The sequence below is a fragment of the Dyadobacter flavalbus genome (assembly GCF_006149045.1).
Classification (GTDB): Bacteria; Bacteroidota; Bacteroidia; order Cytophagales; family Spirosomataceae; genus Dyadobacter; species Dyadobacter flavalbus.
The window spans coordinates 27,569-49,767 of sequence record NZ_VBSN01000016.1; the positions used below are offsets into that span (position 1 = coordinate 27,569).

The following is a 22,199-nucleotide window of genomic DNA, read 5'->3' on the forward strand; positions in this document are numbered from 1 at the left end:
TGCTGTTGCATAGATATAAAAAACTCCCAAGCAGATGTACGGCTCAGGAGCTGAATAAATGGTTAATTATTTTATGTAATTATGGCATAGTCAAAGTATCGTCGACTCACAGATACATTCCCAATCTTAAAGCAAGCCGGTTGTAAATGCGTTCTTCAAAGCGGACTTGCTGGTCATACCAGAGAGGTTTGTCAACGTGCAGTTCCTGTCTTTTATAGCTGAAAACAATTGTAAATGCATTGCCGCCCGGCTTCCCGTATTTTACACCAACACCCGGGTTCAGCATCCAGCCTCCTTTGGTTTTATATCCGTCCGTATCCTGATGAAACCATGTAAACCCGTAACCTGCGTCCAGCGTCCCGAATAATCTGGCGGACTTACCTTTAAACAAATCGTAACGCATTCCGGCTGCCAGCGGATTAACCAAAGCGGTTTTATACCAATCCATTCCGGCTGTTACTCCGGCGGACAGGCTTTTATTTAGCTGCAAACCATTGTAAATCTGGGCAGTAATGCTTGCCTTGCTTTCCACTGCGTTTTGCTGATAGCCATAAGAAGATTTGACGCGGCCGAACAAACCACCAAATTCAGTATGATTGACATACCTTCGTTTAAAAGTATTTTCCTGCGCAAGTAAAGAACCTGAAAGCAGAAAACAGATCAGTAGCTGAGAAAATACTTTCATTTGGAAACAGGAATTTTGCTGAGCAAACGAAGATTTTTGACATCACTGGCATCGTACTGATAAAACCCGTCTTTTCCGATTACAAGCACTGTTTTACCCAATGAAATTACATCGTATGCATCCATGTCTTTAAAATGCGCAAGCAGTTTGCTTTCTATATCCATTTTGTCCTCGGCATTAAAAATTTTCAGCCCGAATTCGCCTTCGCACAAGTACAAGATAGGAAAATCAATGCTGAGGCCATGCGGATTCTGCATTTGGTAACTTCTGATCAGCTGCGGCGATGAGGCGTCACTTACATCCACAAGGTCCATCTGATTTTGAGTTCCTGCGCATGCAGTTCCGGTGCGGAGCGTAACATATGCGATGTCGTCATGAACAACAACCGGATCACATGCATTGCCATGCTGAAATACCGATAATTGCTGCGGAGCCGAAGGATTGCTGTTGTCGTAAATGAACATTCCTGTGGACGAACCGATAAAAAGCTTGTTTTTATAAGGGAAAATGGTTTCAATATTCCAGCCCAGATTGATCGTTGAGAAATCAGAAGGCGAACTTGGCTTGCTGATATTGAACAAATGAAGGCTGGATTGACTTACGGTATAAAGAAAATTATCATGCAGTGCAAAACGGGACATTGATCCGGCTTTTCCGCTTGTACCGCCGCTGTTAGAACTGGAAGAAGCGGATTTGCCCCTAAAAAAAGCCATATCGGAAAATGACATAGCTGTCGCGCTATTAAGAATAGGGTACATGATATTTTCCTCACAGTTTGTCGAAACCGTTTCAGTGACGTACTCTACTTTATAATCTGTAATTGCATTGTCCTGAATGCCGGCATTCGGTGCAGTCATCGTCCACCAAACGCCGTCGAACTGTCCTGTCTGAAAAACATTATTTACTCTTCCTACTTCTTTGGGTGCGTTTACATCGCTGATATCCAATGCAACAAGATCAGAAAAGCTGTCGGCGTAGAGAATGTTGCCTTTTACAGCTATATCGCCGTTTCCCGGTATATTAATGAACGAAATAAAGTTTGGCGCTGCGGGATTGCTGTTATCAATAATGTGAATGCCTTCCTTGATTTCATTGATGAAAAGATAATTGCCTTTAACATACATTTTCCCGGGCTTTTTCAGGGTGTGAGCGGCTTCTGTTCTTACTGAACTTCGGATTTCAGCAAGCGGTCTGGAAATGGGTGTGAGGCGGCGTGTTATTCTCGTTTCTGTACACTGATCGTTGCATGACCAGGAAACAAATGCCACAATAAAAAGAAGCAAATGTAAAAATCCGGCTTTCATAACTTTCGAGTTTAAAGGATTTGTAAAATATGGTTCAGGTAAGTTTTTATTGGACACCACGGATTGCTAAATGGTTGGAAACCAAAACAAAATCGTCCGAAAGCAATGCCTTCGGACGATAACGCACCCCGAAAATGCCAGGACTACCGGCACTTTTATTTTAGATAACTTTAATTTCCCGTTGTTGTTTAAACAAGACAGTTATGAGAAATGCAGGCAGGCATATGATGACAAGTTTTGCCGGCCGGTTAAATATTTTTGTTCATGGCTAACAGATTCCGGGAGAACGATAAAAGCAAAACGATAAATCCTGCTGTTCCCAAGGTCTGTAAATGATAGATTCAAAAGAATCCTGAATGGTTGGAATGTTCTTTAAATTTTTAAAAAGAATAACGGACTCCCCACGATACGCCATACAGAACCGGATGTAAATCCAGACTTTGATTGGAGCGAAATCCGGAAGAAACCGCTTTTTGATAAGAGCCCGTAAGATTGGCTTTCCATTTGGATGATAACCGGTAATTAAAGCGCAGGCCTGTTGTCGCAGACCAGTTTACACTGCGGTAAATGTCGTCGCTGGCTGTTGTCGTGATGATTTCACCGGATGCAGATTCCAGGTCGTTGCTCAGGAAAAAGTTGGCCATCATACCTCCCAAAACAGAGTAGCTGAGCTTTTTGTCCGGGTTAATTGTAAATCCGGCCTGAACAGGCAACTGCAGATACTGGTAATTATTGCTAACCGTTTTGGACACATCGATATAAGTTGATCCGCCATTTATAAAATCATAACTGTTGCTGGGCGTATTGGCATTTGGTGCAAGGTCGGCAAGGGCGTTTTCAAGAACATTGGCACTTTTATAATTCTTGGCGCTGAGCACGTAACCTCCGCCTTCATAGCTGGAATTGCCCTGCAGATAACTGACGCCAAGCTCAACAGACCAGTGCTTTGAAAGCCGCATTCCGCCCTGCGTCTGGATGGCGTAAGAAGCACCGGGCTGACTGGAACCTGAAACTGATTTTCTGTTTGAAACAAAATTACTTGTAAATGCAAGCGGCGCTTCTTTGATTTTCAGGTCCGGGTTAAAAGAAGCCGGCATCAAGCCGAGTCCTGCCCAATATTCCTTGTGTTTCACTGGTTTTACGGATTCCTCAGAATTTGACTCGGGACGGAAGAAAATATAACGTTTCTGAAAATGGACTTCCAGATCGTTGTAAGGCAATGCAGCAAGCGCTTGTGAAGACACAAGCGTTTGCTGTCCTGCGATTTCCGGAACAGAATCATTGGCATCCGTTGCTGCCAACAATGATCTTTCGGAATCAGAGATAGAAGAAGGGTTTATAATTTTTTGGGATTCATCAACGGCAGCTTCTGATTTTTTATTCCCGGACGTATTTTTCGCAAGGAAACTCTGTGAAGAATTCCTGAAAGCTGCGCGTTCATTGTTTTTATTTGTTTTATTTTCCGGTTTAACAAAGGAGTCTGTCGTAACGCCTGGACTTACTGCCAGCACTTTGTTTTCCTCTTCAGATTTTACAGTTTGATCAGTCGGAGCTTTATTGGAATCCTTCTTTTGCTGCGGCATTTTGTTTGCAGCAATTTCCGTATCCATTTTCTTGTAACTTTCTCCAGATTTAGAAAACCAGAATCCTGCTCCCACCAGCAGGATAGCAGCAATGGACGCAGCAGCATACCATAACTTTGGAGACTGCCACCAAAGCGGAACAATCGTGCTTTTATCATCTTTATCAAGATGCGCTTCTATTCCTTCCCAAACGGATTGAGGAGGTGTTTCAGAAGCTTCCTGAAAAGCCTTTCGCCACTGATCTTCAAAGTTGTTTATTTCGGACGGATCCATCATCAAATCTTTTTTCTTTGTTCAATTTTTGCTGAAGCAGGCTTCTTGCGCGTGCGTACTGCGATTTTGAGGTTCCTTCGGATATCCCCAGTTTTTGTGCAATTTCATTATGCTGATAACCTTCAATGGCATACAGGTTGAAAATTGTCTGACAACCCGTAGGCAACTCCCGGATCAGTTCCAGTAACTGCTGCATCTGAAAATTCCCAAGGGTAATTTCCCTGTCGGCAATCCCGTTATGATGCATGTCAATATCATCCAGATCTTTCAGGTACTTTTGCTGTCTCAAATGGTTCAGAGCCGTATTTACGACAACGGACCGGAGCCAGTATTCGAGCGGACTGTCATTCCTGAAAGAATCAATATTTTCATAAATTTTAATAAACGCATCCTGCAGAACATCTTCTGCATCGGCGCGGTTTTTGGTATATCGCAGGCAAATAGCAAACAACTTGCCACCAAAAACATCATAAAGTTGCTTCTGGGCGGCCCGGTTTCGCTGTTTACAGCCATTTACCAAATCCTTTTCGTTAAAATTCATCCGAAGTTTAGGGGTGCTTCGTTCGGTTTTGTAATTATATCAGCACCGCTATCCAAAGATAGTTGAATACTGCATCTTTGTCATCCGGCTGAACATTTTTGGTTCTCAAACCGTACAGGTGTGACACTTCAAGTATGAAAAGCGTTGGAAGTTTATGAAAATTTCTTTGCAGAAGAATCGTTTATTTTTTAGTACATTACTTGCAGGAACTAATCATAACTTCTTATCCTTTTAATATAAGCTGAGATATAATTCCAGGTATTTACATACACCTAACTTCTATCGCCCATGAGCCACTATATGGTTGAAATTCAGCTTCCCGCAGTTATGTCGGAAGATTTTACAGCGAAAATACCTGCTCAGAGAAAAAAGATCAATGAAATGATGGAACAAGGCAGAATGATGTCTTATGCCCTTTCGGATGATTATTCCAGACTTTGGTGCGTGGTAAAAGCAGAGAGTGAGTTTGAAGTGATGTCGCTTGTTTCGGAGTTTCCACTGATTGATTACATGGATCCAAAAATTTCCAAACTGATGTTTAACAATGTTGTTGCATTACGACTGCCCATGTTTTCGCTGAACTAAAAGTATAATTTGCAAAAAACCTCATTGTCTTCCGGCAATGAGGTTTTTTTATGCTTTTTGAAAAAGGTCAAAGCTTCTTTTCTATCAGTTTTATAATCTGCTTCAACCCTTCGGAATCATCCTCGGAAAAATCGTTCATTATGTCGCTATCCACATCCAGAACCATTGCTACGGTTCCGTTTCTGTGAAAAACCGGAAGCACGATTTCTGATTTTGAAGCAGAACTGCAGGCAATATGGCCGGGAAACGCTTCCACATCCGGAACAATAATTGTTTCCTTGCGCGTGTAGCTGGCTCCGCAAACGCCTTTGTGAAACGGAATGCGCGTACAGGCAATCGGCCCCTGAAACGGCCCCAGTACAAGCTGGCCTTCTTTGACCAGATAAAATCCCACCCAGAAAAAGCCGAACGCTTCTTTTAACGCAGCGGTAATGTTGGACAAATTCGCAACCAGATCACTTTCATCCGCTATCAATGCTTTGATCTGAGGAAACAGTGCATTGTAAACGGCTTTGCGATCCGCATTTACAGGAATCAATAATTCTTCTGCCATTTCTGGAAATTTATTATGAAAATCTTTTTGACAATGAACATTTGAAGCACTCCGGCACGTTCATTCGCACAGTAAAAAACCTTGGGCAAGGCACAAGAAAAAAGCCCTTAGTCAGAATCACCGAGGGCTTTTTGCAATCTGATGGATGTTATTGAATGTGTAATGTTACAAATAAATCTTCAAAACATCAAATTCAGATTCAATGGGTTATGTAATTTTAAGGATATTCTAATTATTCTACGGGAATGGCTGTACGTGCAAGATCCACAAGATCCGCATCATTAACTTCCTTTTTCAGATCGGCAACTTCCAGGAACCTAGTGTAAAGTTCATCCAGTGCTGATTTGTCAAAACTAAAACCAAGCAACTCCAGGCGGTGTTTCAAAGCATGGCGGCCGCTTCTTGCCGTCAGTACAATATCGGATTTGTCCACGCCCACATCCTGCGGATTCATGATCTCGTAATTCAAAGTATGCTTAAGAAAACCGTCCTGATGAATACCCGAAGAATGCGCAAATGCGTTACGCCCGACAATCGCTTTGTTGGCTTGTACCGGCATGCGCATCATTTTGGAAACCAGCTGGCTTGTAGGATAAATGAACTGCGAGTTCACTCCCGTTTCCAGACCAAGCTCCTTATGCACGTTCAAAGCCATTACTACTTCTTCCAGAGAAGTATTTCCGGCGCGTTCGCCGATTCCGTTAATGGTAACTTCCACTTGCCGTGCTCCCTGGATTATTCCCGCAAGAGAATTGGCAGTTGCAAGTCCGAGGTCATTATGGCAGTGAATGGAAATAACTGCTTTGTGAATATTGGAAACATTTTCAAATATGTAGCGGATTTTTGCACCGTATTCGTCAGGCAGGCAGTAGCCGGTTGTATCCGGAATATTTACGACCGTCGCGCCGGCTCCGATTACCGCTTCTACAAGCTGAGCCAGAAAAACCAGATCCGCACGCCCTGCATCTTCACAGTAAAATTCAATGTCTTCAACTTTGCTTTTGGCATATTTGGTAGCAGAAATTGCTCTTTCAATGATCTTTTCGCGCGTTGTATTGAATTTGTGCTGAATGTGAATATCGGATGAGCCGATTCCGGTATGAATCCTTCCTCTGCTGGCATATTGCAATGCTTCTGCTGCTGCGTCAATATCGCCTTGTACAGCGCGTGACAATGCACAAATGACGGGTTCACGCACTGCTTTGGAAATTTCGACAACAGAACGAAAGTCACCCGGGCTCGATACCGGAAAGCCTGCTTCAATAATATCTACACCGAGTTTTTCGAGTTGCCTGGCTACAACAATCTTTTCTTCTGTTGTTAATTGGCTGCCTGGAACCTGCTCGCCGTCTCGCAAAGTTGTGTCGAAGATCTGAACTCGATTACTCATTGGTGGGTAGTAATTTTAATGGATACGAATTTAATAAATTTCAAACAATATAAAACCCTTTCCTGATGAGAGAAAGGGTTTTAAAACGAGTCAAAACTTAACCTTTCCCGTTATCACGGAAATGTAAGAATAATAAGATCAAGATTTGTATCGCGTGCGTTCATTGGAAAGTTGCGAAATTTCGCTAACTGTATGTTTGTTCTGCAAAGAAAACATAAGTTTTGCTTCTTGCAAATATAATTTGGCAAAACTTGTCGTTAATCAGATTCTTTTTAAAAGTTCAGTTCCGGCCGCCTGTGTATTCAGGATCATTTCCGGTGCTGTTGTTGAATCTGCAATATCCCGGGTCCGGAAACCGTCTTTCAGCAGCTTGTCGACTGCTGCAATAATCGTATCCGATTCTTCTTTCAGGCCAAACGAAATGTCCAGAAGCAATGCTGCTGACAAAACGGAAGCCAATGGATTGGCAATGCCTTTTCCGGTAATATCGTGCGCAGAACCATGGATAGGCTCGTAAACTCCTGTACTGTCACCAACTGAAGCTGACGCCAGCATACCCATTGAACCCGCGATCTGGCTGGCTTCGTCCGTCAGAATATCACCGAACAAATTAGCCGTAACCACAACGTCAAAACGGCGCGGGTCTTTGATCAGCATCATGGCAGCGGAATCCACAAACTGGTGCTCAACCTCAATATCCGGATATTCAGGAGCAAGCGCCTGAATTACTTCGCGCCACAAACGGCTTGTTTCCAAAACATTGGCCTTATCCACAGAACATAATCTCTTGCTGCGGGTACGCGCTGCTTCAAAAGCCTTGCGACCAATTCGTTCTACTTCATAACGGCTGTATTCTGCAAGGTCAAAAGCAGTACTATTATCATTTTTACGCCCTTTTTCACCAAAATAAATATCGCCGGTCAATTCTCTGAAAAACAGAATATCGGAACCTTTCAGGATCTCCGGTTTGATGGAAGAAGCGCCAAGCAGCTCATCAAATAATTTGATCGGACGCAAATTGGCATACAATCCAAGTTCCTTGCGCATTTTCAGCAAACCTTGTTCAGGACGTACTTTTGCAGTCGGATCGTTGTCGTATTTGGGATGTCCGACAGCCCCGAAAAGAATGGCATCCGACGCACGCATTTTGGAAAGCGTTTCATCCGGAAGCGGGTTTCCCGTTGCTTCAATGGCAACATGGCCCATCAATGCTTCATCATAAATAAATTCATGACCGAATTTTTCGGCAATCTTCACCAGCACATTCTTTCCTACTTCGGTAACTTCCTGTCCGATTCCGTCGCCCGGAACGATTAATATATTCTTCTTCATTAAAGTGTTAAATTGATAATCAGATTTATTTGTAAGCAGCCTTAAAAAGTTATGGTTTTATCTATAAAGCATTAATCAGCGGGACTTCCGAAATCAACTGCGGAGCGTTCGGAATACCGATCAGGTTCAGCATTTTCTGGGTAGCCATAATCGCAGAGACAGTCTGGTCCGAATCCAGACCCCGTGTTTTCACATCCTTTCCGTTAATTTCCCAGGTTATAATCGTTTCGCAGAGTGCATCCGTTTTTCCGCCCGGCGGAATGCGCACGGCATAGTCGGTCAGCATCGGAAGGCTGATCCCTTTCTGACAGTATATTTTTTTAAGTGCATTCATAAACGCATCATACTGACCGTCGCCCTGTGCATTTTCCTCGTAAACCTCATCGCCGAATTTTATCTGCAAAGTAGCCGAAGGCTTCAGATTTTTGGAATGCGTAAGGACATAATTTACAATCACCACTTTTTCCTCAATGGCATTGCTCGCAAGAATATCCGAAATAATATACGGAAGATCTTCCGGCGTTACGGCTTCTTTTCTGTCGCCAAGCTCGATAATCCGCTGTGTGACTTTCCGCAGATCCGAATCGGAAAGTGTTATGCCAAGATCTCTGAGGTTATTTTCAATATTGGCTTTGCCCGAAGTTTTGCCCAATGCATACAAGCGCTGACGGCCAAAGCGTTCAGGCATCAACTTGCTGAAATAGAGATTGTTTTTTTTATCGCCGTCTGCATGAATGCCGGCTGTTTGTGTAAAAACACTTTCTCCGACGATCGGTTTATTGGCTGGAATCCGTATGCCTGAAAATGTCTCAATCAACTTGCTGATCGAATAAAGCGAGCGCTCGTTAACCGAAGTTTTATATTCCGGCATCAGGTCGTTTATAACAGCAATTGTACTCGCAAGCGGCGCATTTCCGGTTCTTTCACCCATTCCGTTTACGGTAAGATGCAGCCCGTGCGCGCCCGCCTTCAAAGCTTCCATTACATTGGCAACACTCAGATCGTAGTCGTTATGCGCATGAAACTCGAAATGATGATTTGGGTAACGGTCTACAATGGCCTTTACAAAAGCATAGGATTCCGCAGGCGTAAGGATGCCCAAAGTATCCGGAAGCAAAATTCTTCTGACAGGCTGCGTTGTCAGAAAGTCCAGCGAAGCAAAAACGTACTCCGGCGAATTCCGCATGCCGTTGCTCCAGTCTTCCAGATACACATTGCATGCAATTCCGCTGGCTTCGGCCAGTTCAATGACATTGCGGATGTCTTCAAAATGCTGCTGCGGCGTTTTCTTTAACTGGTATTTCAAGTGATTCAGCGAACCTTTGGTCAGAAGATTCATCACTCTGGCACCTGCCTGAAGCATCCAGTTAATGGAAGCATCTCCGTCCACAAACGTCAGGACTTCAATTTTATCCAGGAAACCATTGCTTCTTGCCCAATCCGTAATTTGCTTCACCGCCTGAAATTCTCCTTCCGAAACACGGGCAGAAGCAACTTCAATACGGTCCACTTTTACTTCCTGAAGCAGGATTTGTGCAATGGTCAGTTTTTCTGAAGCAGAAAAAGACACTCCGCTGGTTTGCTCACCATCGCGGAGTGTCGTATCCATTATTTCAATATAGCGGCTGTTCATAGGAGCTTTCGGCTTACCGGCCGTTCGCTTCCGGCAGTAACGGTAAAGAAGCCGATTGCCCGCAGCCAACTGCCGATACCATTTTAGTAAATTCTCTCGGTTTCAAACTCCCTAATTTCATTTTTCATAGCCTGAAGATAATCAATATCATCAAAGCCATTCATCAGATTGTGCTTTTTATAGCCATTGATGTCAAATGATTCGCTTTCGCCTGTGGAAAGAATTGTAATTTTCTGGTCAGGAAGATTTACTTCCAGTTCTGCATTGGGATCAGCTTCAATGGCAAGAAATATTTTATCCAGAAATGCAGCACTTACTTGTACTGGCAAAATACCGATATTCAGCGAGTTACCTTTAAAAATATCGGCAAAAAAGCTGGAAACCACGCAGCGGAAACCGTAATCATAAATAGCCCAGGCAGCATGTTCCCGGCTCGATCCGCTTCCGAAATTGTGGCCTCCGACAAGGATTTTCCCGGAATAAATCGGATTGTTCAGAACAAAGTCCTGCTTTGGCGTATCGTCTCCATTGTAGCGCCAGTCCCTGAAAAGGTTATCACCAAAACCTTCACGCTTTGTAGCTTTCAGAAAGCGGGCCGGTATAATCTGGTCCGTATCAACGTTTTCGATCGGCAGCGGAACTGCAGTACTTCTTAATATTGTGAATTTATCGTAAGCCATGGTTATGAGCTGTCAGCTATTGGGAAATAGCATTATGCCAGCGTTTATATTTTAACTGAATTTCAAATGAGCCGGAAATTAAAATTAAAGAAGCTCGCGGGGATCCGTAACGACTCCTGTTACAGCAGCGGCAGCAGCAACGAGCGGACTGGCCAGCAGTGTACGTGCACCCGGACCCTGACGCCCTTCAAAATTGCGGTTCGACGTACTCACCGCATATTTTCCGGCCGGAATTTTATCATCGTTCATGGCAAGACAAGCGGAACATCCCGGCTGGCGCAGTTCAAACCCTGCATCGGTAAGGATGTCCAGAATTCCTTCTTCCTTGATTTGTGCCTCAACAATATGCGAACCCGGCACAACCCATGCCGTTACATTGTCCGCTTTTTTACGGCCTTTTACAATGGATGCAAATGCACGGAAATCCTCGATACGGCCGTTTGTACAGCTTCCTATAAAGACGTAATCGATTTTTTTGCCCAGCATGGATTCATTTTCATGAAAACCCATGTAGTTCAATGACTTGTCATACGTAGCCTTTCCGCCTTCTACCTGATCCGAAGTAGGAATTGCTCTGGATATGCCCTGGCCCATTCCCGGATTGGTTCCGTACGTAATCATCGGTTCTATCTCTGCCGCGTCGAAAGTATATTCCTTGTCAAAAACAGCACCTTCGTCTGTTTTCAATGTTTTCCAGTAAGCAAGCGCTTTGTCCCACTTCTCGCCTTTCGGAGCCTGTTCACGGCCGTTGATATAAGCAAATGTGGTTTCGTCCGGAGCGATCATACCGCCGCGTGCACCCATTTCAATACTCATATTGCAAACGGTCATACGACCTTCCATGCTCATGTTACGGAATACGTCGCCGGCATATTCTACAAAATAACCCGTTGCGCCCGCAGTCGTCAGCTTGGAAATAATATACAAAGTGACGTCTTTCGGCGTAACGCCTTTGCCTAACGTACCGTTGACATTCACACGCATTTTCTTTGGCTTCGGCTGCATGATGCATTGCGATGAAAGCACCATTTCAACTTCCGAAGTACCGATTCCAAATGCAATGGCACCAAATGCGCCGTGCGTAGACGTATGCGAGTCACCGCAGACAATCGTCATTCCCGGCAATGTAATCCCGTTTTCAGGGCCTACAACGTGGACAATACCATTTCTTGCATGGCCAAGGCCCCAGTGTGAAATGCCGTATTTGGCTGAATTTGTTTCCAGTGCTTTCAGCTGATTGGCAGAAAGCGGGTCCTGAACAGGAAGATGCTGGTTAATTGTGGGTGTGTTATGATCGGCAGTGGCAAATGTACGTTCCGGGTACATGACGCCAATATTTCTGCTTTCGAGTCCGAGGAAAGCCACCGGACTTGTTACTTCATGGATAAAATGACGGTCTATAAAAAACACATCCGGACCGTCTTCAATTTTACGGACAACGTGTGCATCCCACACTTTGTCAAAAAGGGTACTCGCTTGATTACTCATTTTCTATAAATTAAAAATTTCGCCTCTGCAATACTGGCTTCAAAGAAATGACTGTGTAAAATGCAATTTCCTTAAAGGAGAAATGACAATACAAAGTAGAGAAAATTATAAGGAATAAGGATAACGTTAAAGGCTCAAAAAATAGCGATTCTGGTTTGGACGTACACTTTGAACGGAAATCTTTATTGTTTCAGTTCCGTGTGTTTTTTGGGCGTCATGCCAAATTTATCTTTATACGTTTTAATAAAATGCGAAACGCTTTCATAGCCGATTTCCGTACTGATCTCCGAAACGTTTCTGGTACTGTTCCGCAGCAGAAAATCTGCATAATCAAGGCGTTTGTTTTTAAGCCATAATGCCGGCGAAGTATGGAATTCATCCTGAAAATCCCTTTTGAAAGCGGACAGACTTCGGCCGGAAAGCCGTGCCAGTTCATTTAATGTAAGCGGTTTAAGGTAATAACTGTTCATCAGAAACGACAGGTCCACTTTTTCGCCTTTGTACAAACTGTAAAGAATGGCACGCAGCTGTTTGGAATTATCAAGTTCCAGCAAATGCAGCAGCAGCTCCTGAAATTTCAGCCGGAGAAAATGGTTTTTCAAATCCGTTCTGGACCGGAAATATGGAAATACGGATTGGATGAACTTTTCAAAATTGTCATCGGATTTCAGCAGCAGAATCGGATTTTCAAAAATTGTAACCGCTACGTCCGGATTAAAAAGCTCGGGATGCAGGCTGACGAATTCTTTCAGCAGTTTTTCATCAAAGAAAAATACAAGACTTTTATAGGATTCATTAATGGATTCCGACATCAGGTAAAAACCCCTTTGAATAAACAGAATATCGCCTTTTTCCACATGCACTTCCTGCGTCGGACTTGTAAAGCGTTTTTCCCCTTCCAGCACAACAATGACCGCATGCTCTTCAAAAAACACATCGTACTTGGAAGGATAAACTTCATTGCGGTATGCAACAAAAGTCATATCCTGAATTTTCAGGGACTCAAATTCCTGAGAGCTGATATCGGACGGAACGCGCAGCAAGGTACTATATGGAAATTGTTAGGACAGAAATCATTTTTTAAACAGATTGTCAATACTTATCATGTAATGAAGACTGATTCTGGGTTTGTTAAAGAATTCAGACTCTCCAAATACAGAATAGAAATTTGCAAGATGCCCTACTTCCAGATTCAAACGACGTTTGTAACTGATGCCTCCATGCATTCCCAGAAACGTTGAGCGATAGTTTCTGTATACGCCGCTGTAATTAAACCCAAGATACGGCCGTATTACTCCCGAACCGATGTAACTGCCCATGGCAGCCTCAAAGGTTTTCAATGTAATCTTCTCTGAATAAGTATTATCGTAGCGAATAGTCAAGCCCGGCGTCATAAATACATTCAGCCGGAAATACCTGTTTTGAAATCTTCTGGGCAGTGTTATTCTAAGACCAATTCCATATGTAAATTCATTGCTCATATTTAAATAAGGTGAATTCCAGTTTTCACTTCCCAAGTTTACATCCAGATCATATTTAACTTTATTGTCATCCGCAACATAGACTTTTATTTCGCCGGTTAAGGACTGATTATATTGTTCAATATATTTTTTCAGAGACTTTTCCTGGTATTCAGGAATTGGAGATTTGAACGTTTCGGAATCGAAAGTCAAACTTTTTAATTGTCTTTTATAATCATCATAGATCAGCAGATATTTCTTATTATTGACTTCCTTGTAAAAAGGATAATAATAAAGTTCGGTTAGCTGTTTTTCTTTCTCGACAAAAAAGCGGGATACTTCTGTAAGTTCAACATATTCAAATAAAGACGCCTTTTCTCCGGTTACAATTTCCTGTAAAAAAATATGAATGGAATCTTTTGCAATCATAGACGGAGCTGTCTTATAGATTTGCTCCAGCGTTATATTTCGGATTCCGATTTTTTTACTCTTGTATATCGCCTTGTTTGACAGCATACAGAATGCTGCTATTTGTTCCGCTAAATACTGCTCTTCAACAAAACTTTCTTTCTTTTTAAATTGAATTTTAGCAGGGCTTGCAGTCCATCCTTCATCTCTCACCGAGCCAAAAATCGTATCTTTTTGAGTGGTTATAATATAGCCTTCAACTAATTTACCTTGGCCATTTGCATTTGATAAAGTGGAAACGGAGAAAATGAATGAAAAAATTCCGGACAATAAAAAAGTAACGCGAGTAAAATGAAGAAACATATTGAAAGTGTATGATAAATGGTAATATAATTTTTATTTGGCAGCTGTAATTTTAGCAAGGCCGTTAGAAGAAGATCTTATAAGAAAGGTTGATTTCTTTGTCACTGGCTTCAAAAAATCTTATATAACAAATGCTGACTCTCTACATAAAGTAAACGGCAAACATAAAATTATATTTACATAAATATACTAATTGTTCTACACCATAAACTGAAACAAATCCGGCTGATCGTTCAGGTATTCATATACAATACGGTTTTCATCCATTCGCTCGATCAGCGGTGCAAAATCTTCCCGGTTTTTTAGCTCAATGCCGACTAACGCAGGCCCTTGTTCCCGGTTGGTTTTCTTGACGTATTCAAAACGGGCAATGTCGTCATTTGGTCCCAGTACATTCAGAAACTCCCGGAATGCGCCCGAGCGCTGCGGAAAACGGATGATAAAATAATGCTTCAGTCCTTCGTAAAGCAGTGAACGTTCCTTGATTTCTTCCGTACGCGTAATGTCATTGTTGCCTCCGCTGATCAGTGCAACCACGTTTTTTCCTTTAATTTCATCTTTGATAAAATCGAGCGCTGCAACGGTCAGCGCGCCGGCCGGCTCCGCTACAATGGCTTCCTCGTTATAAAGCTGTAAAATAGAAGAACATACCTTGCCTTCCGGTACGAGCAAAATCTTGTTCAGGCTCTCGCGGCAGACTTCAAAGGTTATTTCTCCCGCCCTTCCGACCGCAGCACCATCCACAAACTTGTCGATCTGTTTCAATGTAACCACCTGTCCTTCGCCAATGGAATTGTACATCGTCGGCGAACCTTCGGGCTCTACGCCGATCAATTTTGTCTTGGGAGAAAGCTGCTTGAAAACAGTGGAAATGCCCGAAGCCAACCCGCCGCCGCCAATGGCCATGAGCAGATAATCAATCTTGAAATCAGCATCCTTGAAAATTTCCAGCCCGACGGTTCCTTGCCCTTCTATAACCTGCAGATCGTCAAAAGGATGGACAAAAATGGCGTTTGTAAGTGTCTGATACTCTTTAGAAGCATAATAAGCATCGTCGTACGTATCACCGACCAGATGAATTTCAATCCATTCCTTTCCGAATAATCTTACTTGCTTTACTTTCTGCGCCGGCGTAGTCGTCGGCATGAAAATAGCTCCTTTCACCTCCATTTTCCGGCAGGCATAAGCAACACCCTGCGCATGGTTTCCGGCACTTGCACATACGACTCCCGCTGTCAGTTCTTCCGCGGACATACTGGCCATTTTATTATACGCCCCTCTGATTTTGTAGGAACGAACCGTCTGAAGATCTTCTCTTTTCAGGTAAATATTCGCCTGATACTGTTCCGATAAATGGGCATTGTAAAATATGGGCGTATGATTAATAACCCCGCGGAGCCTTTCAGCTGCAAGAAATATATTGTCTAAAGTCGGTGTCTGGAGTGAAGTATTCATGTGTTGGAAAAGAAAAGAGCTTTACGAAATTCGTAAAGCCCGGTATTTTCTGATATGCAAATATTATGATTAGCTGCGTTCCGGACGTAAACCACGTACAGTTGATCCAGCCTGCCACATTTCCGAATCGCGCAATTCGGCCAGTTCCTCTTCCAGCTTCACACGGTAATCCGGTTGCGAGTTACGTGTAATGGAGATTTTAGCCTGCTCGCCGCTTTTTACAGAATTGTAAAGTTGTTCGAAAACAGGTTTTGTAGCATCGCGGAAAGGTTTCCACCAGTCCAGTGCACCGCGCTGTGCCGTTGTAGAGCAGTTTGCGTACATCCAGTCCATTCCGTTTTCAGCAACAAGCGGCATCAGCGATTGCGTAAGCTCTTCTACTGTTTCGTTGAATGCCTCGGATGGAGAGTGTCCGTTGGAACGAAGCACTTCATACTGTGCAGCGAAAATTCCCTGAATGGCACCCATAAGTGTTCCGCGCTCGCCGGTAAGGTCGGAAGTTACTTCACGGTAGAAATCCGTTTCAAAAAGGTAACCGGAACCTACGCCGATACCCATTGCAATGCATTTTTCACGTGCTTTGCCGGTTGCATCCTGGAAAACAGCAAATGAAGAGTTCAATCCTTTTCCTTCTACAAACAGGCGGCGCAGTGAAGTTCCCGATCCTTTTGGAGCTACAAGGTATACGTCTACGTCGGCAGGAGGAACGATTCCTGTCTGATCCTTATACGTTACACCAAAGCCGTGTGAGAAATACAATGATTTTCCGGCAGTTAAATTTGCTTTAACGGTTGGCCATAATTCAATCTGGGCGGCGTCCGAAAGCAGGTAGCAAATGATCGTTCCTTTTGCCAGTGCTTCTTCCAGTTCAAAAAGCGTTTCGCCAGGAACCCATCCGTCTGCAACGGCTTTGTCCCATGATTTACCGCCTTTGCGTTGTCCAACGATCACGTTGAATCCGTTGTCACGCATGTTCAGGCTCTGGCCCGGACCTTGTACGCCGTAACCGATTACAGCGATGGTTTCATTAGAAAGTACTTCGCGTGCTTTTTCAAGAGGAAATTCTTCACGGGTTACTACTTCTTCTTCGACCCCGCCGAAATTTAATTTTGCCATTGATTATTGGATTGGATTAATTTGATTTACTACGAATTAAAAAACAATACTACTAAAAATTACAGGATTACTGATAATACTCCCACTCTGCTTCCGGAAGATAATCCACAAGCGTTTGAGGCGACTTGCTCACCGCAACCCTTCCCGATCTTACAAATTCCAGGATTTCATGCGGCTTGATGTAATCAAAAAATTCAAAGATTTCTTCTTCTGTTCCCGTCTTCTGGATAATGACGTAAGTAAGATGCCAGTAAACGACCCATGCTTTATAAACCTTGTTGATGGTTTCAATATCCAGCGGTTTTGCACCGATCGGCGTTGAAATCTTGAACAATGCGATTTCGTTATAAACAATATCGTTGTTGAGATAACCGAAAACGGCAAGTACTTCTATTACCTTCCGGATCTGGCGGACGAGCTTTTCAACTGCATCGCGGGATTCGTGACGGATCACAATCGTAAAACGTGAAATTCCCTTGCGTTCGGTTTCGGAAACGGTAAGGCTTTCAATATTAATGCGGCGGCGTGTCAGGATTGTTGTAATCTTGTTAAGAATACCAATCGTGTTTTCAGTAAAGACACAAATCGTGTAAGTTGTCATGACTACTTTTATTTAAATCATTCTAATCTGATATCGGCCACGCAAGCTCCTGTCGGAACCATCGGGAATACGTTTTCCTCTTTTTCAACAAGTACTTCCAGCAAGTAAGGCTTGTCGGAAGCCAGCATTTTGTCCAGCGACTCGTTCAGTTCTTCTCTGGACCCGCACGTATGTCCGTCGATTCCGAAGCCTTTGGCAATCGTTATAAAATCAGGATTCTGAAGTTCCACAAACGAATAGCGTTTCTGATGAAAAAGCTGCTGCCATTGTCTTACCATTCCCAAAAAGTTATTGTTCAGAATGATGATTTTCACCGGCAGTCCGCTTTGCGCAATGGTTCCGAGCTCCTGAATGGTCATCTGGAAACAGCCGTCACCGATCATTGCCACCACTTCCCGCTCAGGCGCGCCCACTTTGGCCCCGAACGCAGCAGGCAAAGCAAAACCCATTGTTCCCAGTCCGCCCGAAGTAATGAACGAATTCGGTTTTTTGAACTCATAATAACGTGCAGTCATCATCTGATGCTGGCCAACGTCCGCAACGATCACCGCTTCGCCTTTTGTTTTATCTGAAAGCTTACGGATCACTTCGGCCATTTTTATTTTCTCCGTTGTAGGAGCCAATTCAGGCTTAGTAATCTTTTCATATTCAATGACATCGAATTTCTTGAATTCGGCACGCCATGCTTCATGTCTGTTTTCTTTCAAAAGCGGCAGCAGCATTTCAAGTGCTTTCTTCGCATCGCCTACAACCGGCGCATCGGCCTTCACGATTTTGTCGATTTCGGCAGGATCTATTTCAATGTGAACTACTTTTGCCTGCTTTGCATAACGCGTGAGATCCCCGGTTACACGGTCGTCAAAGCGCATTCCGATGGCAATAATGACATCACATTGATTGGTAAGCACATTCGTTCCGTAATTGCCGTGCATACCCAGCCAGCCTACATAGTTCGGATGGTCAACGGAAACAGAAGATAAACCCAGTAATGTAGATGCTGCCGGAACATCCGTTTTTTCGATAAACGCCAGCAGCTCCTGTTCAGCATTGGCAATCTGCACGCCATGGCCCACGAAAAGAAACGGGCGTTTTGCTTCATTGATCAGTTTTGCGGCAGCTTCCACCTGATGCTGTTTCGGAGCAAGGCGCGGGCGATAGCTGATCAGACTTTCGCATTTTTTATAGGAATATGATTTTGACATCAGTTCCTGCTGCGCATTTTTGGTTATATCAATCAAAACAGGTCCCGGACGGCCGGATTTTGCTATGTAAAACGCTTTGGCCATAATTTCAGGAATTTCATCAGCTCTTGTAATCTGATAATTCCATTTTGTGATCGGGATGGTTATACCGATTACATCCGTTTCCTGAAAAGCATCGGTTCCCAGCAAATGCGCCGCAACTTGTCCGATCACGCATACCATAGGCGTGGAGTCGATGATAGCATCTGCAATTCCCGTTACCATATTGGTAGCGCCCGGCCCGGAAGTAACGAGACAAACACCTACTTTACCGGTCATTCTGGCAAAGCCTTCCGCCGCATGTGCAGCGCCCTGTTCGTGACGGACCAGAATATGATTGATTTGATCCTGATAATCATAAATGGCATCGTAAACCGGCATAATGGCTCCTCCGGGATATCCGAAGATCGTTTCCACATCTTCCTCAATCAATGAGCGGATCAGCGCATGCGAACCGTTGATAAGTTCAGGTTTGTCAATCGAAACCTTGGGCTCAGCGACCAGTATTGTTTGTGTTTGATTTTCATTGAATTCCATGACCTGTCTTTTTATTTAGTCCGATGAATTTTCTGGATTTTGTATTGTCAGCTGCTGCTATGCCTCGTCCGTCACACAGCCTTCGCTTGCCGACTTTACGGTTCTGATATATCTTCCCAGCATTCCTTTAGTAAACCGTGGTGCAGGCTGCACCCATGCTGCTTTCCGGGAAGCCATTTCCTCGTCCGTAATATGCAATGTAAGCTGGCGGGTATTTGCATCAATGCTGATCCTGTCACCATCTTTTACCAAGGCAATCGGACCGCCGTCAAAAGCTTCCGGTGTAATATGCCCTACAACAAAACCGTGTGTTCCGCCTGAAAAACGGCCATCTGTGATCAATGCGATTTTATCACCCAAACCGGCGCCGATTACGGCAGAAGTCGGTTTCAGCATTTCCGACATGCCCGGGCCGCCTTTTGGGCCTGCATTGCGGATTACAACAACATGGCCGGGCTTGATTTCACCATTTGCCAAAGCAGAAATAATTTCCGACTCGTGCTCGCATATTTTTGCTTCACCGCTGAAAGTCATTCCTTCTTTACCGGTTATTTTGGCAACTGCACCGGTAGGCGCCAGGTTTCCGTACATAACCTGTATATGTCCGCTCGGTTTCATTGGCTCTTCAAGCGGGAATACAATTTTCTGTGTTTCAAAATTCAGATCAGGCGCTTCCGCAAGGTCTTCCGCCAGCGTTCTGCCTGTTACCGTTATACAGTCTCCGTGAATCAGACCTTTGGAATACAGATATTTCATGACCGCCGGAACACCACCGATTCCAAGCAGATCTTCCATATAGTACTTTCCGCTTGGCTTCAGATCCGCAATGAACGGAGTGCGATCCGAAATTTCCTGAATATCATCCAAAGTCAGCGAAAGGCCTGCCGAACGTGCAATCGCAAGAAAATGCAGCGCCGCATTGGTAGAACCGCCTAGTGCCATCACGAGTGTCAGGGCATTTTCAAGCGACTTTTTGGTAATGATATCTTTTGGCGTAATATTCAGTTCCAGCAACTTTTTCATTGCTGTTCCTATCTTTTTGCACTCTTCCTGCTTGCCTTCATGCGTGGCCGGATACGAACTGCTGAAAGGAAGGCTCAATCCCATAGCTTCTATGGATGCAGCCATTGTATTGGCCGTATACATCCCGCCGCAGGCACCTTGGCCCGGAATCGAGTTCTGGATTACACCTTTAAAATCTTCGTCTGAAATGTTGTTTGCAAACTTTTTACCCAGTGCTTCAAACGCCGAAACAATATCCAGTTTCTGACCTTTATAATGCCCCGAACGGATGGTTCCGCCATATACCATAATGGCTGGTCTGTCGAGCCTGGCCATGGCCATTACTGCGCCGGGCATGTTTTTGTCACAACCAACGACAGCAATTACACCGTCGTACCATTGAGCAGAAACAACCGTTTCAATCGAATCGGCAATGATATCGCGGCTTGGCAGCGAATAACGCATGCCGTCGTTGCCATTGGTCATTCCGTCGGAAACACCGATTGTATTAAAGATCAGACCAACCATATCATTTGCCGTAACACCCTGCTTTACATAAACGGAAAGTCCGTTCAGGTGCATGTTGCAGGGATTTCCTTCGTAACCCGTACTGGCAATTCCGATTTGTGGCTTGGCAAGATCTTCCTCTTTCAGTCCGATGCCGTACAGCATTGCCTGTGCAGCCGGGTTTGTAACTTCCTGGGTAAGGGTTTTTGAAAATTTGTTCAGTTCAGTCGCCATTGGTGAATTTTTGTTATAAATAAAAACACCTCACTCTTTGCCGTGAGTGAGGTGCCAGATATATGCTGTCATCCCACTCACGCCTTTGACGTGACCAAAATGGATAAGAGAGTAATTGCAAACAGTTTCATGAGAATTACACTAACAGTTAATAGCGGAATACTAAATTGCAGCGAAATTTCGCTAACTGTTAGTATTTGATACAAATTAGAAGGGTATCTTTTTATTTTCCAAACATTAACATGATTATTTGACAATATTCTATGATAAATACCAAATTTATCCTTGGTAAAGAATAGTAATCGGAAAACATTTATTTTTGATTTATTAAAATCGCCATTCAAATGATGACAACAGAATCGCCTTCCAGCTATAATGATCTGGAAAAAATGAGCGTCAAAGACATTTTGACCTCCATTAATACAGAAGACCAAACAGTTCCGAACGCAGTTCAAAAATCAATTCCGCAGATTGAAGCGCTGGTTTCGCAGATTGTTCCGCGTATGAAGAAAGGCGGACGGCTGTTTTACATCGGCGCAGGAACAAGCGGAAGGCTCGGAGTCGTGGATGCTTCCGAATGCCCGCCAACTTTTGGTGTTCCTTTTGATCTGGTTGTAGGAATAATTGCAGGCGGCGACACGGCCATCCGAAAAGCGGTGGAAAATGCAGAAGACGACTGGAATCAGGCGTGGATTGATCTTGCTGTTTACAAGCCGAATGCGAACGATACATTAATCGGAATAGCAGCTTCGGGAAGAACGCCTTATGTAATCGGCGGCCTGAATGAAGCGCGGAAAGCAGGCCTGCTCACCGGATGCGTTGTGTGCAATGACGGTTCGGCAGTGGCAAAAGCAGCGGAATTTCCCGTGGAAGTCGTTGTAGGTCCTGAATTTCTGACAGGAAGTACACGGATGAAAGCCGGAACAGCTCAAAAATTGGTGCTGAACATGATTTCAACCGCAGTGATGATCCGGCTTGGAAAGGTAAAAGGCAATAAGATGGTCGATATGCAGCTGACGAATGAAAAACTTGTAAACCGGGCCCTGAAAATGATTACAGATGAAATAAATGTGTCACCGGAAGAAGCAGAATCGCTTTTGAATGAATACGGAAGTGTACGGGCCTCCATTGAAGCATACGGAAAACAGGCTTAAATAATTAAAAGTAAAAAGTGAAAAATAAAAAGGGATGAAATCAGAGCACAGCTGCTGATATTCATCCCTTTTTA

General features: G+C 43.8%; 19 protein-coding genes. 2 read left to right on the forward strand and 17 right to left on the reverse strand.

What is annotated here, in order from left to right:
• Nucleotides 1-106: 106 nt before the first annotated feature.
• The 4 genes from FEM33_RS02280 to FEM33_RS02295 form a co-directional block, all read right to left on the reverse strand.
• A complete protein-coding gene (locus tag FEM33_RS02280; RefSeq protein WP_139010503.1) occupies nt 107-685 on the reverse strand; it encodes a hypothetical protein in 579 nt (192 codons plus the stop codon).
• Entirely contained in the window at nt 682-1,989 is a 1,308-nt protein-coding gene (locus FEM33_RS02285) for an LVIVD repeat-containing protein (RefSeq protein WP_139010504.1), read from the reverse strand. The genes FEM33_RS02280 and FEM33_RS02285 overlap by 4 nt, the downstream gene beginning before the upstream one ends.
• Before the next feature lie 380 nt (nt 1,990-2,369).
• Complete coding sequence (locus FEM33_RS02290; protein WP_229214045.1) at nt 2,370-3,848, reverse strand: outer membrane beta-barrel protein; 1,479 nt, start codon at nt 3,846-3,848, stop codon at nt 2,370-2,372.
• A complete protein-coding gene (locus FEM33_RS02295; protein ID WP_138283350.1) occupies nt 3,817-4,386 on the reverse strand; it encodes an RNA polymerase sigma factor in 570 nt (189 codons plus the stop codon). Before FEM33_RS02295 ends, FEM33_RS02290 begins: the two co-directional genes overlap by 32 nt.
• Before the next feature lie 288 nt (nt 4,387-4,674).
• Here FEM33_RS02295 and FEM33_RS02300 point away from each other — a divergent pair, with 288 nt between their 5' ends.
• On the forward strand, nt 4,675-4,971 hold the full coding sequence (locus FEM33_RS02300) for a muconolactone Delta-isomerase family protein (RefSeq protein ID WP_139010505.1): 297 nt from the start codon (nt 4,675-4,677) through the stop codon (nt 4,969-4,971).
• 67 nt (nt 4,972-5,038) lie between these two features.
• On the opposite strand, the gene msrC is transcribed toward FEM33_RS02300, so the two are convergent.
• The 13 genes from msrC to ilvD form a co-directional block, all read right to left on the reverse strand.
• Entirely contained in the window at nt 5,039-5,524 is a 486-nt protein-coding gene (msrC, locus tag FEM33_RS02305) for a free L-methionine (R)-S-oxide reductase MsrC (RefSeq protein WP_139010506.1), read from the reverse strand.
• 232 nt (nt 5,525-5,756) lie between these two features.
• Nucleotides 5,757-6,914 (reverse strand): 2-isopropylmalate synthase, encoded by a 1,158-nt coding sequence (locus FEM33_RS02310; protein ID WP_139010507.1) that lies wholly within the window; start codon nt 6,912-6,914, stop codon nt 5,757-5,759.
• A 261-nt stretch (nt 6,915-7,175) separates the two neighbouring features.
• Nucleotides 7,176-8,246, reverse strand: a complete 1,071-nt coding sequence (leuB, locus tag FEM33_RS02315; protein WP_139010508.1) for a 3-isopropylmalate dehydrogenase — start codon at nt 8,244-8,246, stop codon at nt 7,176-7,178.
• 61 nt (nt 8,247-8,307) lie between these two features.
• Complete coding sequence (locus tag FEM33_RS02320; protein ID WP_139010509.1) at nt 8,308-9,879, reverse strand: hydroxymethylglutaryl-CoA lyase-like TIM-barrel protein; 1,572 nt, start codon at nt 9,877-9,879, stop codon at nt 8,308-8,310.
• An 83-nt stretch (nt 9,880-9,962) separates the two neighbouring features.
• Nucleotides 9,963-10,559 carry a 3-isopropylmalate dehydratase small subunit gene (gene leuD, locus FEM33_RS02325; RefSeq protein ID WP_139010510.1) on the reverse strand — a complete coding sequence of 199 codons (597 nt, stop codon included), beginning with the start codon at nt 10,557-10,559 and terminating at the stop codon, nt 9,963-9,965.
• A gap of 84 nt (nt 10,560-10,643) precedes the next feature.
• The gene (gene leuC, locus FEM33_RS02330; protein WP_139010511.1) at nt 10,644-12,047 is read right to left on the reverse strand and encodes a 3-isopropylmalate dehydratase large subunit; all 1,404 of its coding nucleotides are present in this window, start codon (nt 12,045-12,047) and stop codon (nt 10,644-10,646) included.
• A gap of 182 nt (nt 12,048-12,229) precedes the next feature.
• Nucleotides 12,230-13,090, reverse strand: coding sequence for an AraC family transcriptional regulator (locus FEM33_RS02335; protein WP_139010512.1), 861 nt, complete (start codon nt 13,088-13,090; stop codon nt 12,230-12,232).
• Between the two features lie 30 nt (nt 13,091-13,120).
• The gene (locus FEM33_RS02340) at nt 13,121-13,936 is read right to left on the reverse strand and encodes a hypothetical protein (protein ID WP_139010513.1); all 816 of its coding nucleotides are present in this window, start codon (nt 13,934-13,936) and stop codon (nt 13,121-13,123) included.
• A gap of 540 nt (nt 13,937-14,476) precedes the next feature.
• Nucleotides 14,477-15,733 carry a threonine ammonia-lyase gene (ilvA, locus tag FEM33_RS02345; protein ID WP_139010514.1) on the reverse strand — a complete coding sequence of 419 codons (1,257 nt, stop codon included), beginning with the start codon at nt 15,731-15,733 and terminating at the stop codon, nt 14,477-14,479.
• Between the two features lie 69 nt (nt 15,734-15,802).
• Entirely contained in the window at nt 15,803-16,849 is a 1,047-nt protein-coding gene (ilvC, locus tag FEM33_RS02350) for a ketol-acid reductoisomerase (RefSeq protein WP_139010515.1), read from the reverse strand.
• Between the two features lie 67 nt (nt 16,850-16,916).
• Nucleotides 16,917-17,450: an acetolactate synthase small subunit gene (ilvN, locus tag FEM33_RS02355; RefSeq protein WP_138283363.1), complete on the reverse strand. Its 534-nt coding sequence runs from the start codon at nt 17,448-17,450 to the stop codon at nt 16,917-16,919.
• Between the two features lie 17 nt (nt 17,451-17,467).
• Nucleotides 17,468-19,228, reverse strand: coding sequence for a biosynthetic-type acetolactate synthase large subunit (gene ilvB / locus FEM33_RS02360; protein ID WP_139010516.1), 1,761 nt, complete (start codon nt 19,226-19,228; stop codon nt 17,468-17,470).
• A 57-nt stretch (nt 19,229-19,285) separates the two neighbouring features.
• Nucleotides 19,286-20,971, reverse strand: a complete 1,686-nt coding sequence (gene ilvD / locus FEM33_RS02365; protein ID WP_139010517.1) for a dihydroxy-acid dehydratase — start codon at nt 20,969-20,971, stop codon at nt 19,286-19,288.
• Between the two features lie 344 nt (nt 20,972-21,315).
• Between ilvD and murQ the strand changes: the two genes are divergently transcribed.
• A complete protein-coding gene (gene murQ, locus FEM33_RS02370) occupies nt 21,316-22,125 on the forward strand; it encodes an N-acetylmuramic acid 6-phosphate etherase (RefSeq protein WP_310588801.1) in 810 nt (269 codons plus the stop codon).
• The last annotated feature ends 74 nt before the right edge of the window (nt 22,126-22,199 follow it).

Coding starts and splice junctions, on each gene's coding strand:
- FEM33_RS02280 (WP_139010503.1), bottom strand. CDS start 685: ATGAAAGTATTTTCTCAGCTACTGATCTGTTTTCTGCTTTCAGGTTCT.
- FEM33_RS02285 (WP_139010504.1), bottom strand. CDS start 1,989: ATGAAAGCCGGATTTTTACATTTGCTTCTTTTTATTGTGGCATTTGTT.
- FEM33_RS02290 (WP_229214045.1), bottom strand. CDS start 3,848: ATGATGGATCCGTCCGAAATAAACAACTTTGAAGATCAGTGGCGAAAG.
- FEM33_RS02295 (WP_138283350.1), bottom strand. CDS start 4,386: ATGAATTTTAACGAAAAGGATTTGGTAAATGGCTGTAAACAGCGAAAC.
- FEM33_RS02300 (WP_139010505.1), top strand. CDS start 4,675: ATGAGCCACTATATGGTTGAAATTCAGCTTCCCGCAGTTATGTCGGAA.
- msrC (WP_139010506.1), bottom strand. CDS start 5,524: ATGGCAGAAGAATTATTGATTCCTGTAAATGCGGATCGCAAAGCCGTT.
- FEM33_RS02310 (WP_139010507.1), bottom strand. CDS start 6,914: ATGAGTAATCGAGTTCAGATCTTCGACACAACTTTGCGAGACGGCGAG.
- leuB (WP_139010508.1), bottom strand. CDS start 8,246: ATGAAGAAGAATATATTAATCGTTCCGGGCGACGGAATCGGACAGGAA.
- FEM33_RS02320 (WP_139010509.1), bottom strand. CDS start 9,879: ATGAACAGCCGCTATATTGAAATAATGGATACGACACTCCGCGATGGT.
- leuD (WP_139010510.1), bottom strand. CDS start 10,559: ATGGCTTACGATAAATTCACAATATTAAGAAGTACTGCAGTTCCGCTG.
- leuC (WP_139010511.1), bottom strand. CDS start 12,047: ATGAGTAATCAAGCGAGTACCCTTTTTGACAAAGTGTGGGATGCACAC.
- FEM33_RS02340 (WP_139010513.1), bottom strand. CDS start 13,936: ATGATTGCAAAAGATTCCATTCATATTTTTTTACAGGAAATTGTAACC.
- ilvA (WP_139010514.1), bottom strand. CDS start 15,733: ATGAATACTTCACTCCAGACACCGACTTTAGACAATATATTTCTTGCA.
- ilvC (WP_139010515.1), bottom strand. CDS start 16,849: ATGGCAAAATTAAATTTCGGCGGGGTCGAAGAAGAAGTAGTAACCCGT.
- ilvN (WP_138283363.1), bottom strand. CDS start 17,450: ATGACAACTTACACGATTTGTGTCTTTACTGAAAACACGATTGGTATT.
- ilvB (WP_139010516.1), bottom strand. CDS start 19,228: ATGGAATTCAATGAAAATCAAACACAAACAATACTGGTCGCTGAGCCC.
- ilvD (WP_139010517.1), bottom strand. CDS start 20,971: ATGGCGACTGAACTGAACAAATTTTCAAAAACCCTTACCCAGGAAGTT.
- murQ (WP_310588801.1), top strand. CDS start 21,316: ATGATGACAACAGAATCGCCTTCCAGCTATAATGATCTGGAAAAAATG.